Origin of the sequence: Streptomyces sp. MI02-7b, from assembly GCF_033793585.1 — a bacterium.
Taxonomy (GTDB): domain Bacteria; phylum Actinomycetota; class Actinomycetes; order Streptomycetales; family Streptomycetaceae; genus Actinacidiphila.
Window position 1 is genome coordinate 387552 of record NZ_JARAWX010000001.1, and the last position, 14816, is coordinate 402367.

At 70.8% G+C, this 14816-nt stretch carries 14 protein-coding genes; 10 read left to right on the forward strand and 4 right to left on the reverse strand.

Annotation, left to right across the window (positions count from 1 at the left end; genetic code table 11):
* The first annotated feature begins 283 nt into the window (after positions 1-283).
* The 4 genes from PV364_RS01615 to PV364_RS01630 all read left to right on the forward strand — a co-directional run bounded on the left by PV364_RS01615 (position 284) and on the right by PV364_RS01630 (position 5143).
* Positions 284-2647, forward strand: coding sequence for a glycosyl hydrolase family 95 catalytic domain-containing protein (locus PV364_RS01615; RefSeq protein WP_319657720.1), 2364 nt, complete (start codon positions 284-286; stop codon positions 2645-2647).
* 400 nt (positions 2648-3047) lie between these two features.
* Positions 3048-3479, forward strand: a complete 432-nt coding sequence (locus tag PV364_RS01620) for a hypothetical protein (RefSeq protein WP_319657721.1) — start codon at positions 3048-3050, stop codon at positions 3477-3479.
* A gap of 286 nt (positions 3480-3765) precedes the next feature.
* On the forward strand, positions 3766-4365 hold the full coding sequence (locus tag PV364_RS01625) for a hypothetical protein (RefSeq protein WP_319657722.1): 600 nt from the start codon (positions 3766-3768) through the stop codon (positions 4363-4365).
* A 121-nt stretch (positions 4366-4486) separates the two neighbouring features.
* Positions 4487-5143, forward strand: a complete 657-nt coding sequence (locus PV364_RS01630; RefSeq protein WP_319657723.1) for a class I SAM-dependent DNA methyltransferase — start codon at positions 4487-4489, stop codon at positions 5141-5143.
* Between the two features lie 36 nt (positions 5144-5179).
* On the opposite strand, the gene PV364_RS01635 is transcribed toward PV364_RS01630, so the two are convergent.
* Positions 5180-6292, reverse strand: coding sequence for a zinc-binding alcohol dehydrogenase family protein (locus tag PV364_RS01635; RefSeq protein WP_319657724.1), 1113 nt, complete (start codon positions 6290-6292; stop codon positions 5180-5182).
* A gap of 253 nt (positions 6293-6545) precedes the next feature.
* On the opposite strand from PV364_RS01635, the gene PV364_RS01640 reads away from it, so the two are divergent.
* On the forward strand, positions 6546-7322 hold the full coding sequence (locus PV364_RS01640) for a maleylpyruvate isomerase family mycothiol-dependent enzyme (RefSeq protein WP_319657725.1): 777 nt from the start codon (positions 6546-6548) through the stop codon (positions 7320-7322).
* 141 nt (positions 7323-7463) lie between these two features.
* Here the strand turns inward: PV364_RS01640 and PV364_RS01645 are convergent, their stop codons facing one another.
* A complete protein-coding gene (locus tag PV364_RS01645; protein WP_401975764.1) occupies positions 7464-7871 on the reverse strand; it encodes a transposase in 408 nt (135 codons plus the stop codon).
* A 262-nt stretch (positions 7872-8133) separates the two neighbouring features.
* Here PV364_RS01645 and PV364_RS01650 point away from each other — a divergent pair, with 262 nt between their 5' ends.
* Positions 8134-8913: an IclR family transcriptional regulator gene (locus PV364_RS01650; protein ID WP_319657726.1), complete on the forward strand. Its 780-nt coding sequence runs from the start codon at positions 8134-8136 to the stop codon at positions 8911-8913.
* 89 nt (positions 8914-9002) lie between these two features.
* Here the strand turns inward: PV364_RS01650 and PV364_RS01655 are convergent, their stop codons facing one another.
* A complete protein-coding gene (locus PV364_RS01655) occupies positions 9003-10079 on the reverse strand; it encodes a PP2C family protein-serine/threonine phosphatase (RefSeq protein WP_319657727.1) in 1077 nt (358 codons plus the stop codon).
* Between the two features lie 1002 nt (positions 10080-11081).
* On the opposite strand from PV364_RS01655, the gene PV364_RS01660 reads away from it, so the two are divergent.
* From PV364_RS01660 to PV364_RS01675, 4 genes are all read left to right on the forward strand, one after another.
* Positions 11082-12077 (forward strand): helix-turn-helix domain-containing protein, encoded by a 996-nt coding sequence (locus PV364_RS01660; RefSeq protein ID WP_319657728.1) that lies wholly within the window; start codon positions 11082-11084, stop codon positions 12075-12077.
* Between the two features lie 312 nt (positions 12078-12389).
* Entirely contained in the window at positions 12390-12632 is a 243-nt protein-coding gene (locus PV364_RS01665; RefSeq protein ID WP_319657729.1) for a hypothetical protein, read from the forward strand.
* A complete protein-coding gene (locus PV364_RS01670) occupies positions 12632-13297 on the forward strand; it encodes a helix-turn-helix domain-containing protein (protein WP_319657730.1) in 666 nt (221 codons plus the stop codon). Before PV364_RS01665 ends, PV364_RS01670 begins: the two co-directional genes overlap by 1 nt.
* Before the next feature lie 138 nt (positions 13298-13435).
* A complete protein-coding gene (locus PV364_RS01675) occupies positions 13436-13744 on the forward strand; it encodes an SDR family oxidoreductase (protein ID WP_319657731.1) in 309 nt (102 codons plus the stop codon).
* Positions 13745-14326: 582 nt separating this feature from the next.
* Here PV364_RS01675 and PV364_RS01680 read toward each other — a convergent pair.
* Positions 14327-14764 carry a helix-turn-helix domain-containing protein gene (locus tag PV364_RS01680; RefSeq protein WP_319657732.1) on the reverse strand — a complete coding sequence of 146 codons (438 nt, stop codon included), beginning with the start codon at positions 14762-14764 and terminating at the stop codon, positions 14327-14329.
* Between the last annotated feature and the right edge of the window lie 52 nt (positions 14765-14816).

Below are 14816 nucleotides of genomic sequence, written 5' to 3' on the forward strand. Positions count from 1 at the left end.
CGCGCAAGCCTTCCCGACTCCCCCTCCGGACGCCACCGAGTTACGGCCGGCCTTGGGCCATCGCCCGCGCTTGCCGCGACAGACATCCGATCTACTCCGGTCACCGACCCCTCTCGCCTGTCCCACCCATGGGCAAATTGCGGACTAAATAGGCACAACCTCCACCATGATCACAAGAAAGGTCGGGTTAATTCGGTGCCAGCCGTTGACGTGATCGAGACAAGTTGATTATTTATGAATACTTCTTGTGGGCTCCTGCAACCCTGGGAAAGGAACGCTTGCCGTGTCCGCTTCCTCCCGCCGCGACTTCCTCCGCCTCGCCACGGTCACCAGCGGAGGTCTCGCCCTGTCGGGCGGCCTTCCTCCGTTCGCCGCGCACGCCGAACCCGCCCGCCCGTCCAGCGTGGACATCGTCCCGGAGGGCAAGGCCACGACGATCTGGTACCGCACGCCCGCCGACGAGGCACGCGTCATCCAAGAGGCCCTGCCGGTCGGCAACGGCCGACTCGGCGCGCTGGTCGGTTGCGACCCGGCGGACGACTTCCTCTACCTGACCGACGGGGCGTTCTGGACCGGCGGCGCCAACGACACCCTGACCGACGACGGGCAGCTCCCCTACGGTCCGGACGACTTCGGCAGCTTCGGTCTGCTGGCCAAGCTCCGGATCGCGCTGCCCGGCCACTCCGGCGACGCGGTGAGCGGGTACCGCCGCCAACTCGACCTGAGCAATGGTGTGGTCTCGGCGACATACCTGCACAACGGCAACCTCCACCGCCGCGAGGTCTACGCCAGCCACCCCGACGACGTGGTCGTCATCCGGCTGACGGGAGGCCCGCACACCGGGACCGTCTCCCTGGCCGGCACGCACGACGAGACCACCGCGGGCGGCAACGGGCAGCTCTCGTTCGGCGGAACGCTGAAGAACGGCCTGCGCTACGGCGCGGCCGTGACCGCGGTCAGTGCCACGGGCCGGATCGACGTGGAGGGCGACAAGCTCTCCTTCGCCGGCTGCCGGGAGCTGCTCATCGTGGTGTGCGGCGGCACCGACTACTCCCCCGACGCCGCGAAGGGCTTCCGCGAGCCGGCCACCGATCCCCTCGCCGTGGCCCGTGCCAAGGTCACCGCCGCGGCGAAGGTGTCCGGCGGCCGGCTGCTGAAGACCCATGTGTCCGACTACCACCGGCTGTACAACCGGTTCTCGATCGACCTGGGCGAGTCGTCGGCGCTGCAGCGGTCCCTGGACTCCTGGTCCCGCATCGCCGTGCGGTACACCGACACCTCGACACCGGACCCGGAGTTGGAGGCCGCCTACGTCCAGTACGGCCGCTACCTGACGATCACGGGCTCCCGCGACTGGCTGCCGATGAACCTGCAGGGCATCTGGGTGCACAACAACAACCCGGACTGGTACGCCGACTACCACACCGACATCAACGTCCAGATGAACTACTGGCTGGCCGACCCGGCCGGCCTGGGCGAGAACGCCTACGCCCTCGCCCGGTACTGCGTGTCCCAGCTGCCGGTCTGGACCGACGTCACCAAGCGGCTGTACAACAACGAGCGCAACCGGTTCCGCAACAGCACCGGGAAGATCGCCGGCTGGGCGGTCGCGTTCTCCACCAACATCCACGGCGGCAGCGGCTGGGTCTGGCACCCCTCCGGCAACGCCTGGCTGTGCAACTCACTGTGGCGGCACTACGAGTACAGCCAGGACCGCGCGTACCTGGAGCTGATCTACCCCGTCCTCAAGGGGGCGGCGGAGTTCTGGCAGGCGCGCCTGATCGGCACCACCGTCACCGACCCGGACGGGACGTCACGCGACGTCCTGATCGACGACACCGCCTGGTCGCCGGAGCACGGCCCGGACGGGAAGGGCAACACGTACGGGCAGGAACTGGCGTGGGAGCTCTTCGAGGAGTTCACCACCGCCTCCCGGGTACTCCACCGCGACACCGAGCTCGCAGCCGAGCTCGGCGCGATGCAGGCCAAGCTGTACCTGCCCCGGGTCAGCCCGAAGTCCGGCTGGCTCGAGGAATGGATGAGCCCGGACAACCTCGGCGAGGTCACCCACCGGCACCTGTCCCCGCTGATCGGTTTCTACCCCGGCGACCGGATCGCCGCCGACACCAGTCCGGCCGCGCTGCTCGACGGGGTCCGCGCGCTGCTCACCGCCCGCGGAATGGACAGCTTCGGCTGGGCGTGCGCGTGGCGCTCGCTGTGCTGGTCCCGGCTGAAGGACGCGGAGAAGGCCTACCAGCTCTACCTGACGGTCCTGCGGCCGTCGATATCCAACGGCAACGGCACCGCGGCCAACTGGTTCGACATGTACAGCCAGGGCAGCTACACGATCTTCCAGATCGACGCGAACCTCGGCGGCGCCACCGCCGCGCTGGAGATGATCCTCTACTCCCGGCCCGGTGTCATCGAGCTGCTCCCCGCGCTTCCCCGCGCCTGGGCGGCCAAGGGCTCGGTCAGCGGCGTCGGCGCCCGTGGCGGCTTCGAGGTGGACCTGTCCTGGCGGGGCGGGAAGGTGACCGAGGCGACCGTCCGCAGCACCGGCGGAACGACGACCGAGCTGCGCGCGGGCGACTTCCGCAAGCACCTCACCCTCAGGCCCGGCCAGTCCGTGACCCTGCGGATCCCCTGACCCGGGCAGGGCGGCGCGCGTCACGCGCCTCCCCGCGGGGGTGTGCTCCAGGCACCGGATGCCGGAAGCACACCCCCGTGCGCGCGTTCCATGTGCCCGAACGCCCGCGTGCCGCGGGCGCGGCGGCGTGATCCCGGCGTCGGGCCCGGGGCGTTGTCGGACGGGTGTTCTAGGCTTCCCCGCGTGACCACCACCTTGATGCCGTACGCCGGTCCCGTCGAGGGCCGTACGCCGGTGACACGGCTCGGGGGCGTCCCGCTGGTCCCTGCCGGGTCCGCCTGGCCGCGGTGCGCGGCGTGCGCGGGGCCGATGCAGTTCCTCGCCCAGTGGCCGGTGGACGTCCTCGGCGGCGAGGGGGCCGCGCCGGCCGCTGCCGGCCGCGCGTGTCCTGTCGGTCTTCATGTGCCGGAACGACCCGGGTCGGTGCGACGAATGGGACCCGGTCGCAGGCGGCAACCGGGCGCCGCTCTTTCCCCGCACCGGGCTCACGGCCGCCCCGGTACCGGCGGGAGGCGAGACCCTGCTGCCGCAGACCTGCGGCACCGACCGCTCGGTGACCGACACGCCGCCCTACCCCGAGGCGCGCGTTCAGTGGTCGCGTGCGCACGGCCGTCCCGCACGGGACGTGCACGGCCAACTGAGCGGCGTGCCCTGGTGGCTGCAGCACGACGAGGCGCCCATGTGTCCCTCCTGCGCGCGGCCGATGGCCTTCACGGCCCCACTCGAAGAGGGACGCGACCACCGGACGGCCCTGAACTTCGGTGGGGGCGGACATGGATACGCCTTCGCCTGCGGGCCGTGCGAGGAAGGCTCGTTCCTGTGGCAGTGCTGACGTCGAAATCGCCGCCGGGAAAGCCCTACGGGGACCCGCACGGTGTTTTGCACCGGGAATCCGGCGCGGTGCCCCGGGGGAATGCGGCCCACCCGGCCTTTGCCTGTGCGGAGTTGCTGCCCGGGTCCACGTCTGGGATCTTGTCCGGGGCGGCGGCGTCGAGCGACGCGCCCAGCCCCCCACACCACTCGACCCGGGGTCACCGCCAGTCCGGCCGGTGGGCCGTGGCCGAGTCACGAGCAGCGACTCTCCCAGCTGTTCGTGGCATTCAAAGAAAGGTTGCACCGTGAACACCGAAAAGGTTATGGCCCGACGCCTCACGACCGAGGAGGTCTCGGAATTGGGCCTCGGGGAGGAGATCTTCGTCGCGGCGGAGATGGACGATCTCACCCTCGAATGCTTCGCTCCCGCTTCCCTCACGAAGCCGGGCAAGAGTTTCGAGGGAGGTTCCTTCACCGCGAGGACGGTCTTCGGTCAGGAGACGCACGTTCTTCCGGACAATGCCGAGGAACGGGGAATATGGGTCGCCGACAAGGCCGGGCAGGAAATCGAGGTGCTGCAGAGCGCCGGTGTTCTGCTGAACCTCGCCCTCTTCGTCCCCGAGGGCAACCAGGGGTCCCTGGAGTCGCTCTACAACGCCGCGAGGGAGGCGTTCGGCGCGGGAATCGTCCAGCGCTGGAACGAGGAGGTCGTCGCGGTGCCGGACGTCAAGATCGACCTGTACGAAGAGCCGATCCGCGGCCGGAAGAGCGCGGGCGGCCAGAACCGCGACCGCCGCGCCCTGGACATCTACCCGACCCGCGTGCGGTTCATGGAGCCCAGCGTCGGCTGGCGGTTCATCCTGGAGCCGCACCAGGAGACCATCGACGAGACGCCGACGATCTGAGCTGACAGCAGCCCACAGGAGGCACGCCCGCAGCACAAGGCCCCCCTCCCCGCCCGGGAGGGGGCCTTCGCGTTTCCGTGTGCGTGGCCAGGGGACGGGGGACGGGGGTAGCCTGCGGTCGATGGGAAGCCGACCGAACCCGGACGACTGGCTGACGGACATCCGGACGTCGTACGACACCGTCGCCGACAGCTACGCCGACCTGACACGCCGTCTCCTGGACGAGACGCCGGAGGAACGCGCGGTCCTGGCCCTCTTCGCCGACCTGGTGCGCGGCCGAGGCGGAGGACCGGTCGCGGACGTGGGGTGCGGGACGGGAAGGATCACGGGCCACCTGCGGCAACTGGACCTGGACGCCTTCGGCATCGACCTTTCCCCGGGGATGCTCGATGTGGCACGGCGTGACCACCCCGGCGTGCGGTTCGATCTCGGCTCCATGACGGACCTCGCCCTGCCCGACGGCTCGTTGGCCGGCCTGGTCGCCTGGTACTCACTGATCCACATCCCCGACGACGCGATCGGCGCGGTTCTCGCCCATTTCCGCCGTGTGCTCCGGCCCGGCGGGCCGTTGTTGCTCGGCTTCCACGTCGGCGACGGGTCCCGGCTGAAGACCGAGGGCTACGGCGGGCACCCGATGAAGGTCCACGTCCATCGTCGGCAGCCCGGCCGAATGATCGAGTGGCTCGGCGACGCCGGTTTCGCCGTCGAGACGCACACGACGCTCACTTCGGCCGAGAGCAGGCTGGGGGGCATCGTCCTCGCGCGTCGTCGGCCATGAGCGGCGCCTCGGCAGCCGGATCGCCCTGACGGCCCGTCACTGCTCCGCTGCAAGGCCCTGATCCACGATCACCGCCACCTTGCCCACGGTGCCGTGGCCGGACTTGAGCGACCGCAGCGCCGCGTTGACCGTCTCAACGGTGCTGTCGATGGTGTGGTCGATGTGCGGGAGCACACGTCCCTGCGCCGCCCATTCCATCGCCAGCGCCATCCCGCGCTGAAGAAATGCCCGGGCCTCACGGTCGAGCGTGGCGGGCTCGGAGAAGTAGCGCAGCAGATCGACGTTGACGTGCTGGGCGCCGCGCTCGGCCAGGATGGCGTCCACCGGGCTGTGTGTCTCGACCACGCGGGTCGTCTTGCCGGGACCGACACCGAGCACGATCCAACTGCCGCCTCGCCGTACGGCCTTCGCGCTCTCCACGAAGCCCTGCTCGCTGTACGTGGCGTCGAAGACCACGTCGACGCCCCGGCCGCTGGTCAGCCTGGCGATTTCCGCCGGGACGTCCTCGCGCCTGTAGTCGAGAACGTGCCGGGCCCCGGAGTCCCGGGCCAGTGCGATCGACTGCGGCGTGCTGCCGCTGCTGATGACCAGTCCGGCCCCCAGGGCGCGCGACGCCATCTGCACCGCGAGGTGCCCGACGCCGCCCCCACCTCCCGGGACATAGACCGTGTCACCGCCTTGGACGGCCGGGTACAGACCCGCGAAGGCGGACAGGAAGGCCATGGGGAGCGCCGCCGCATCGCGAAAGCTCAAGGACGGCGGCTTGAGGGCGGTGAGGAATCGGCGGGCGACGGCATAGCCGCCCGCACTCGCGCCGCCGCCCGTGGCACTCCAGCCACCGTCACCGTTCAGATCGGCCATGGCGGCCACTGCGTCACCGACGGCCACGTCGGTCACATCCCGGCCCACGGCAACCACCACGCCGGCGAGATCAAGACCGAGAGCGACGGGCGGTGTGCGCCCCATGAAGTTGAGGTCGGCCAGCTTGTATTCCAGCGGGTTGAGCGACGAGGCGGCGACGCGGATCAGAACATGGTCGGCGATCGGCTGCGGGACGGGAACACGTACCGCTTCCAAGGGAAGGCCGACCCGGTCCCTTGTGTAACCGACGCCGAGATACGTCTCCGGAATTGCCTGAGTCTGCTGCATGTTCCGCACGCTTCCCTCTGAGGACGTGCCCGGCCGAATCGCCGGCCCTCCACGACGTACCGCACGGCCCCTGCCGCGAAGTACTCGATACCAGGACAGAACAGCCCCTCTTTCAGCACCATGACACGCACGGGGAAGCCGCTCGTGGGCTCGGCGGGAGCGGTCCGCCGACGATCCACCGCATCGTCCTGAGGCATCCGGGCCAGCGAATATTCGCTGTCCCGTCGCCGGAGCACCGTGATAGACAGCCGCGGTGGACAAGACCCTGGAGTTCCCCGATCTGCTGCGGCTGATCGACGAGCGATCGACCGCCTTCCGTGCCGCGATCGCTTCCGCGCCCAGCCTCGACGTGCGGGTGCCGACCTGCCCCGAGTGGACGCTGTTCGATCTGGTGGAGCATCTGGGCGATGGACGCCGTGCCTGGGCCGCCACCGTCGCCGCGGGGCCCGGCGCCCCGGGCAAGTCCGCACCGGAGGACGCCCCTGCGGTGCCTCAGGAGCGCGAGGCACAGTTGGCCTGGCTGGCCGCGTCGACGCGGGAACTGCTGGACGCACTGCGCGAGGCCGGCCCCGATCGCGGTTGCTGGACGTGGTGGGGTGATTCGCAGTCGCCGCAGACCTGCGGTGCCGTCGCCCGGCACCAGCTCCAGCAGATCGCGGTGCACACGTACGACGCCCAACTCGCCGTGGGCGCGCCGCAACCACTGCCGGACGAGGTCGCACTCGACGGTGTCGACGAGTTCCTGTCCACCTGCTGCTCGACGACGGCCGCCTGGCCGCACGAGCCCGCCACCGTCGAGTACCACGCCGGCGGGGGCCGTTCCTGGCGCGTCCGGCTCTCCGCGGACGGCGCACGGATCGCCCGCATCTCCGCCGCCGGCGAGGGCCCGGACGCGGCCGGCGCCTCCGCGTGGGGCACGGCCCATGAGCTGGTGATGGCCATGTACGGCCGTATCCCCATGGACTCCCTGAAGCTGGACGGCGACCCACGCGTCTTCGACCGGCTCGCGGACTGGGACCCGGACGCGTAGGACCCGCCCCTCACGAACACTTACGGCCGCTTCCTCGTCGGGTCCGGGCCGCTGGACGCGACCCCCGCCCGATTCCGTGGACGCCGCGGGGCGGGCGGGCCCGCCACGCACGGGGAGGAGAAACCCGCCGACCCCGGCGCCCTACGTCGGCGCACGCACCGGCTCCCGGCCGCGCGGGCCCTCTTCCGCCGCACGGACGCCGACGGAGCCGATCGCGAAGCAGGGCCAGTCCAGTTCCCCTGGGCCACCGCACGCGTCGCGGATGATCTCGTGGAGCCGGGACCAGACCTGGTCCCGGCTCCACTGGACGAAGCGCCGGTAGACCGTGGGCCAGGCGGGGCCGAACACCGGCGGGAGCTGCCGCCAGGTACAGCCGGACGTGGCGACGAAGACGATCGCGGCCAGAACCTCACGGTCACCCGCCCGTCGCCGCCCCCCGCCCTGCGTGCGCACCACCTCGGTCGGCGCCACCACCTGCCGGAAAAGGACCCACAACTCGTCCGGTGCCAGCCGCTTCACCAGGCTTTCCCCCTTTTCCACGTCCGTCATCGGCGTCGCTCCTCCACGGCCGTTCCCAGCGCATTCTCCTCAACCGTAAGTACGGGCCCCTCCGGGTTCCGTGCCTCACGGCGCACGGCTTCTTGCCCCTCCGTGCAGGCCCGGGAAAGAATTCCGCAGAGCACCAAAGGAAACAAGACCTGCGGGCTTTCCGCAGGGTAGACGCGGAATACTACGGGCACCATGAAGGCATGGTTCGTACGCCGGGACCAGCACCTCGCTCCCGACGGCACGACACACGGAGGCCGAGAACATGGCAAGCCTGCAAATAGATGACGTGAATTCCGTTGCACAGGTCCTGCAGAGGTCGTCCCGCATCATGGATTGCTTCTCCGTCGACACTCCGTGCTTGCACCCTTCGGAAATCGTCCGCATGACCGGCATGCCGTCGTCGACGTTGACCGGGATCCTGCACGCCCTGGTCGCGGAGAACGTGCTCCAGCACGAGGGGGTCTTCTACAGCGTCGGTCTGCGGGTGCTCCGGTGGTCGGCGTCCGCGGACGTGGCCTCGGACCTCCTGACAGCGGCCAGGCCCGCGGTGGCGGCGCTCCGGGACAGGACCGGCGAGTGCTGCGGGCTCCACGTTCGGCACCACCGCGACCACGTCACGGTGGTGTGGGCCAATTCCCTGGACACGCTCGCCCCTCACGGCTATGTCGGCCAGGTGAAGCCTCTGCGCGGCGGTGCCGCGGGCAAGGTCTTCATGGCCTTTGAACCGAGCGCCCTCAGGCTCGTACTGGACGAAGGACCGACCGCCCTCACCAGCAGCACCGTCGTCGAACCGGAAGCTCTGCACCGGCAACTGGACGAGATCCGGCTGCGGGGCTGGACGTTCGCACGCGAGGAGGAGGAGTCGGGACAGAACGCTCTGGCCGCCCCCGTCTACGCCCCGGACGGCAGCGTGACGGCCGCGGTGACCCTTGGAGGTCCGACACACCGGGTGACCCCTGACCGGGTGGAGGAGCTCGCGGGACAGGTCACGCAATGCGCACGGGACATCTCGTGCTTCCTGGCGACGAGCCGATGGGCCTGACCAGGCCGGCGATGGCAGCAGGGAGGCGCCCCGCAGTGCGCTTCACCGCAGGACGCCTGTCTGTTGCTCCACCACGTCGGTGGTCGGTGTCAGTCCTTCTGCAATTGCCCCTCGCCTTCGCGGCCGGCCTGTCCCGCCGGCCGGGGAAGCGCGGCGGCATCGGTTTTGTCGAGCCGGGTCAGTGCGACCATCGCGAGATCGTCCTCGGGGAGCGCTCCGGCATGGTCGACGAGATCCTGGAGGATCTCCGAGAGCGCGTCCGGCAGGGTCTGGTGACGAGCCGTGTCCTGCCGGATCCAGTTCCATGCCGTCGCGCGGTCCAGCAGCGGATAGCAATGCCCGGAGGGGTCGCGGGCCTCGATCAGCCCGTCGGTGTAGAGCAGGAGCGCGTCCCCTGCCGCCAGTTCGAAGCACTCCTCGTCGGCACCCAGGTCCTGCAGACCGTGCAGGCCCAGCGGGGGCGAGGAGCAGCACGAGACGAGGGCGACGGAACCCCGGTGGGCCCTTACCGGCGGCGGATGTCCGCGATTGACCATGCGGACGTGCCGCTCGCCGTCCGGAACTTCCAGGAGGAGAGCGGTCACGAAGCGTTCGTCCTTGTCGCGGTCCCCGTCCTCGGCTTCCGCCAGGTGGCGCAGGAAGCTCTCCTCCAGACGCACCGACAACTCGGTCAAGGTCGCGGCACGCGGGGCCCATTCGCGGAAGGCACCGAGCACGGCCGCGACGTCGTCGAAGGTGTGCAGCCCCTTGCCGCACACGTCCCCGATGATCAGGCGTGTCGCCCCGCCCGTCCGGGCGACCGCGTACAGATCACCACCGACCTCGCCCCGGCCACCGCACGGACGGTAGACGGAGGCGATTCCCAGAGCGCCGATGCGGCTGGGAAGCGGGCGCAGCAGGACCCGCCGGACGGTGTCGGACACCGCACGCGCCCGCGTCGCCGTGCAGCGGTACTTGTTCTTCAGCCGCGCCAGAACGATGGCTACCGCTCCGGCGGTGACCAGCGGCGCCATGCCGCACGCGAAGCTCGGATGGTGCAACGGCAGGATCGCGCACACCGCGCTCACCGCGCACACGGCCAAGGCCCCCAGGATCCCTGCCGCAGCCAGACGGTGACCCGACTGCTTGTCGCCCCGTTCCTCCTCGAACTCGTCCATGTACGTCATCGGCGTGACTCCTTCACGGTCGTCCCCGGGGCCCACTGAGGGTGGGCCACTGCCGACCGTAGGTGCGGGACGGCTTCCGCCCCTTGCTCCGTGACGCACGGTCCCTTGCCCATTCATGCAGTCCGGCTTTCCGCGGCGGGAGGTGATGCCCGCATCGGGGAAGAGGCCGCCGACGGTGCGTGGGGAAGAGGCGGAGCGATTCGGCGGTCTGCCGGCCGGTCAGGCCGGAGGCCGCGGGATGGGCGGTCTCCGGTTCCGGGGAAGTGGGCGTGACGGGCTCCGGTCCTTCGGCACGGCCGAGGTCCCGAAGGATCGTCCGTGGGTCATCGGCGCCCACCACGACGGCTCCGGGGACTCCCGCGCCGCGCCCGCATCGACGGACCGGCCTCCGCTTCGGGGCCGGCGACGACGTGCCCGACCGCGCCTTCGTCCTCGCCCGGCCCCTGCCGAGACGGTCCTCGCTCCCGGTGCCCGTCGCCTCCGACCGGGCGACCGCCGGTGGTGACCTCTCCGGGCTCCGCACGGGCGGCGGCGTCGAACAACACCGCCGGCGGCCGCGTCCCGAGGGCATGCGAACGTCCACGGAACCGCCACGCCCCCCCCTCGCGCGGGAGCCCGGGGCACGGAAGGCCCTCCGGCTCGCGACCCGCCTTCCGCCGGGCAACACGTGGACGGCACGGGAGCGTTACCGCACGCACGTCGCGCTTCCCCGTGGTGTGACCGGCCGCGAGTGCGGGGGTGCGGCGTGCGGACACGCTGCGCCCCCGGCGCCTCGCGAAGCGCTCCCGGCCTCCACGGACGGCACGTACGCGGTACGCGGGCTTTCCCGCAGTCCCCGTACCGCGTAGCTGCGGGTGTCCCGCAGTCCCGCCCGGCAAGCCGTCGGCGACCGCGGCCGGACTTTACGGTGGCAGGGTAAGGGGTTCCCGGTGCCGCGTGGCACACGGACGCACGGCGCAGGCTCCGGGGACGCAATGGCTCCTGGCACTTCGCGAGGCCGTCGTGATCCAAGCATTCTGCACCGACGCCCAACCGCCCGAAGAGCGGACCGAGTACTGGACGGACGCCGTGGGCAGAGCGTTCATCCAGGTGGAGGTCCGCGCGCCAAAGGAGGCCATGATCCACGGTGCCATCCGGCAGGCATGTGTCGCGGGCGTCCAGGCCGGATTCCTCGAGGCGAGCCCGCAGCGCATGACGCGGACCGCGCCGCTCATCGCCGCGGACGGCGACGACTCGCTGGTCGTGAGCCTGCAACGGGCGGGTGCCGGCGTCGCGACCCAGGACGGCCGGGAGGTCCCGGTCGCGGCCGGCGAGCTCGTCATCCTCGACACGCGCAGGCCCTACGCCATGGACTTCTCCGGCCCGGTACGGCAGCACGTCGCCACGGTCCCGCGCGAGATGCTGGACCTCCCGGACTCGGCACTGTGCCTGGCCACCGGCCGGACCTACTCGACCGGTCAGGGCATCAGCGGCATCCTCGCGTCGTACGTGAACGGGCTCGTCACGGTGACGGACCACTGCATCTGCGCGCCGGCTCCGAAGGAGTTCCTCAAACAGGGGATCGTCGACGTACTGACGGCCCTGGTCGCGCTGGAGGGCGACATCAAGGAAGCGGCCACTCCCGCGGTCGAGGCTGACCTGTTGCTACGTCTGCGCACCTACATCCGCTCCCACCTGCACGACCCCTCGCTCTCCCCCGCCTCACTCGCGGCCACGCACCACATCTCCGTTCGCTACCTGTACCAGCTCTTCCAGGGCGAGCCCATGACCGTCGGCCGGTGGATCCAGCGCCTCAGGCTCGAGGCCTGCCGCAGGGACCTCGTGCGCCCGGAACTCGCGGGCCAGACCGTGGCGGCCATCGCACACCGCTGGGGCTTCGCGAGCCACGCGCACTTCAGCCGCACCTTCCGGTCGGTCTACGGTGTCTCTCCCGCGGAGTGGCGTCAGGCCGGCCTCCTGCACGACGACACCGTCCCGCACGCCATCGCCGGCCGCTGACAGCTCGGCGGGCGATGAGCCCTGCCGCGACACCCCCTTGCACCGTGGCCCCCGCGCCGGGCCTCGGCGTGTCCGCGTGGGCCACGGGGCGGCCCCCGAAAGACGCCGATTCTCCCTCCACGACGACGCCCGGTTCTGATGCCGGGGGCCGCTGTCGGCCCGGCCCAAGTCCTGCGCGGGAAGATGCGCGACCGCGGGTTTGTTCAAAAACAAGTAGCATCGACTCTATGTTTACGAAGTCCTCGTGGGTCGTGAGTCGGGATGCCTGACCGCGGGCGGATGGGAGTGGCCATGGACAGGGGAAGCACGTGGATGGTGGGAGTGCATGTCCGCTCTGCCGCGGGGCGCGCTGTCCGCCACTTCTACCTGGTGCACGGCGCGGCCGACGGCGGCCAGGCCCGTACCGGGGCCGTCGGCGAGGCCTGCTGCGTCTCTCGGATCGCGGGTGGGCACCAGGCCTGCTCCGGCACACCGCGGGTGGAGGTCCAGCGAGTCGTCGAGGACCCGCTGGGCAGGATCGGACTCTCCGCCCCCTTGCCCGCCCAGGAGATGTGATGAGTCGCTCCTACGAACAGATCTGCCACATCGCCCGTGCGCTCGACGTGCTCGGGGAGAGGTGGACGCTGCTCATCGTGCGGGAGCTCACCCTGGGCCCTCGCCGCTACAGCGATCTGCTCGACGCCTTGCCGGGTATGGGGACCAGCCTTCTGGCCGCCCGCCTGAAGCATCTCGGGGCGTACGACGTGGTGCGCCGCACGACGCTGCGCGGCCCGGGGCACGCGGCGGCCTACGAACTCGGTGCGCGCGGTGAAGCCCTCCTGCCGCTGCTGGCCTCCCTGGCCTCCTGGGGCGGAGGCCTCGGGCCACCCCCGGCCGGATACGCCGACCGCGCCGCATGGAGCCTGGTCGCCATGCGGCTCACGGCGCCCGGGCGGGCGGCGGGTTTCACCACGCTCACCGAGCTGGTCGTGGGCGACGAGACGCTGTGGCTGCAGGGTGACGGTGAGCAGGTCCGAGCCGAGATCGGACCCGCGCCGATGAGGCCGGGCATGCGCCTGATCTGCGAGAAGGCCACGCTGTACGCCCTCGCGAGGGGCCGGGTCGCCGTCGATGACGCGATCGCTTCCGGCGACCTGGTCGTGGAGGGCGACGCCGACACCGCGCGCTTGTTCTTCGAGCTGTTCAGCCTGACCGACGGTGACCACGCGACGTCTTCGTGACCGCGTGCGGGGCGACGGCGGCGCCCGGTCGAGCTCGGCCGGACCCGCTCGGCACTCGCTCCCGTCCGACGGATCCGTACACACCGTCTCTCCCCTCCCCCGAACGCGGGGAGGGGAGCACTTCGAGGAGAGGCACCCATGATGACGACCCGTAACCTCCTGGTGATCGGCGCGACCGGCAAGACCGGCAGGCACACCACCGAGTTGCTGCTGCGGCGCGGCCACCGTGTCCGCGCGCTGGTCCGGCGCATCGACGAGCGCTCCGAGGGGCCGGCAGGGCTCGGCGCGGAGGTGATGGTCGGGGACGCCCTCGACCTGGGCCCCATGGCACGGGCGACCGAGGGGATCAACGCCGCCTACTTCACCTACCCGATCCTCCCCGGCCTCTGGACGCCACGGCGAACCTGGCCCAGGCCGCGGAGGAGAACGGTGTGGAGGCGATCGTGAACATGTCCCAGATCTCCGCCCGCCGCGAGGCCGCCGGCAACGCCGCACGACAGCACTGGGTCGCCGAACGCCTGCTGGACCGCTCCCCCTCCGCGGTCACCCACCTGCGTCCCACGTTCTTCGCCGAATGGCTGATCAACATGTGGGACGGAACCGATGAAATGCGCCTTCCTTTCGCGGACGGACGTCATGCCCCCATCGCCGCCGTCGACCAGGCGAGGGTGATCGCGGCGATCCTCGAGGACCCCGCCCCGCACGCCGGCACGATCTACCGGCTCTACGGCGCCGTCGAGCTCAACCACTACGAGATCGCCGAGGCGATGGCACGCGCCCTGGGCCGCGAGGTCACCTACGTACCGATCGGCCTCGAGGAGTTCACCGCCGCCCTGGACAAGCGCGGCGCCTCGCCCCACCTACGACCCGCTCGACGTCGAAACCTTCGTCACCCAGAACCGCGCCTTCTACGACAAGCGTTCGGCGTGAGACCGGCGGCGCTCCGGAACGTTCCCGGGGCCTCGGGCCGCCCGGCCTCGCCACGGACGCCGGTGAACGCCTGGTGCGGGGCCGGCGCCTTGCGGGTCGTCAGCATCCGGGGGACGCGGGATGAACGGAGAACTGCCCCGACCGGACCGGCTCGCCGCACGCCTGGCAGCGGACCTCGGCGACGAACACCGCGCCGCAGCCGTCATGGACGAAGTCGACCCGGGGCACGGCGTCCTCGCCGTGGGTGTCGCCCCATCGCTTGAGCACCAGGACGACGTGCCCGAGATCCCTCCCCTTCCGGGTGAGTTCGTACCCGGCCGGCCGGCCTTTCTCGGGCGGGAGCGGCCGCAGGATCCCGGCTGCGGTGAGCTTCCGGAGCCTTGAGGACAGGACGTCCCTCGGAGCTCCGACCTCCCGCAGGATGTCGGTGTAGCGCGAGGCACCGAAGGCGACCGCGCGCACGATGTGCAGGCACCACCGGTCGTCGATCGCGTCCAGGGCGACGGCCAGCGCATCCCGTTGTGGTTTGGATTTCAAACCGTCAAGTGTATGCTTTGCATGGTTCGACATTCAAACCATGCTACCCGAG

Bases quoted from the DNA above. Each gene is read 5' to 3' on its own strand.
- PV364_RS01650 (WP_319657726.1), top strand. From the start codon at position 8,134: ATGGCAAGCCTGCAAATAGATGACGTGAATTCCGTTGCACAGGTCCTG.
- PV364_RS01630 (WP_319657723.1), top strand. From the start codon at position 4,487: ATGGGAAGCCGACCGAACCCGGACGACTGGCTGACGGACATCCGGACG.
- PV364_RS01670 (WP_319657730.1), top strand. From the start codon at position 12,632: ATGAGTCGCTCCTACGAACAGATCTGCCACATCGCCCGTGCGCTCGAC.
- PV364_RS01645 (WP_401975764.1), bottom strand. From the start codon at position 7,871: ATGACGGACGTGGAAAAGGGGGAAAGCCTGGTGAAGCGGCTGGCACCG.
- PV364_RS01675 (WP_319657731.1), top strand. From the start codon at position 13,436: ATGATGACGACCCGTAACCTCCTGGTGATCGGCGCGACCGGCAAGACC.
- PV364_RS01665 (WP_319657729.1), top strand. From the start codon at position 12,390: ATGGTGGGAGTGCATGTCCGCTCTGCCGCGGGGCGCGCTGTCCGCCAC.
- PV364_RS01635 (WP_319657724.1), bottom strand. From the start codon at position 6,292: ATGCAGCAGACTCAGGCAATTCCGGAGACGTATCTCGGCGTCGGTTAC.
- PV364_RS01620 (WP_319657721.1), top strand. From the start codon at position 3,048: ATGTGCCGGAACGACCCGGGTCGGTGCGACGAATGGGACCCGGTCGCA.
- PV364_RS01655 (WP_319657727.1), bottom strand. From the start codon at position 10,079: ATGACGTACATGGACGAGTTCGAGGAGGAACGGGGCGACAAGCAGTCG.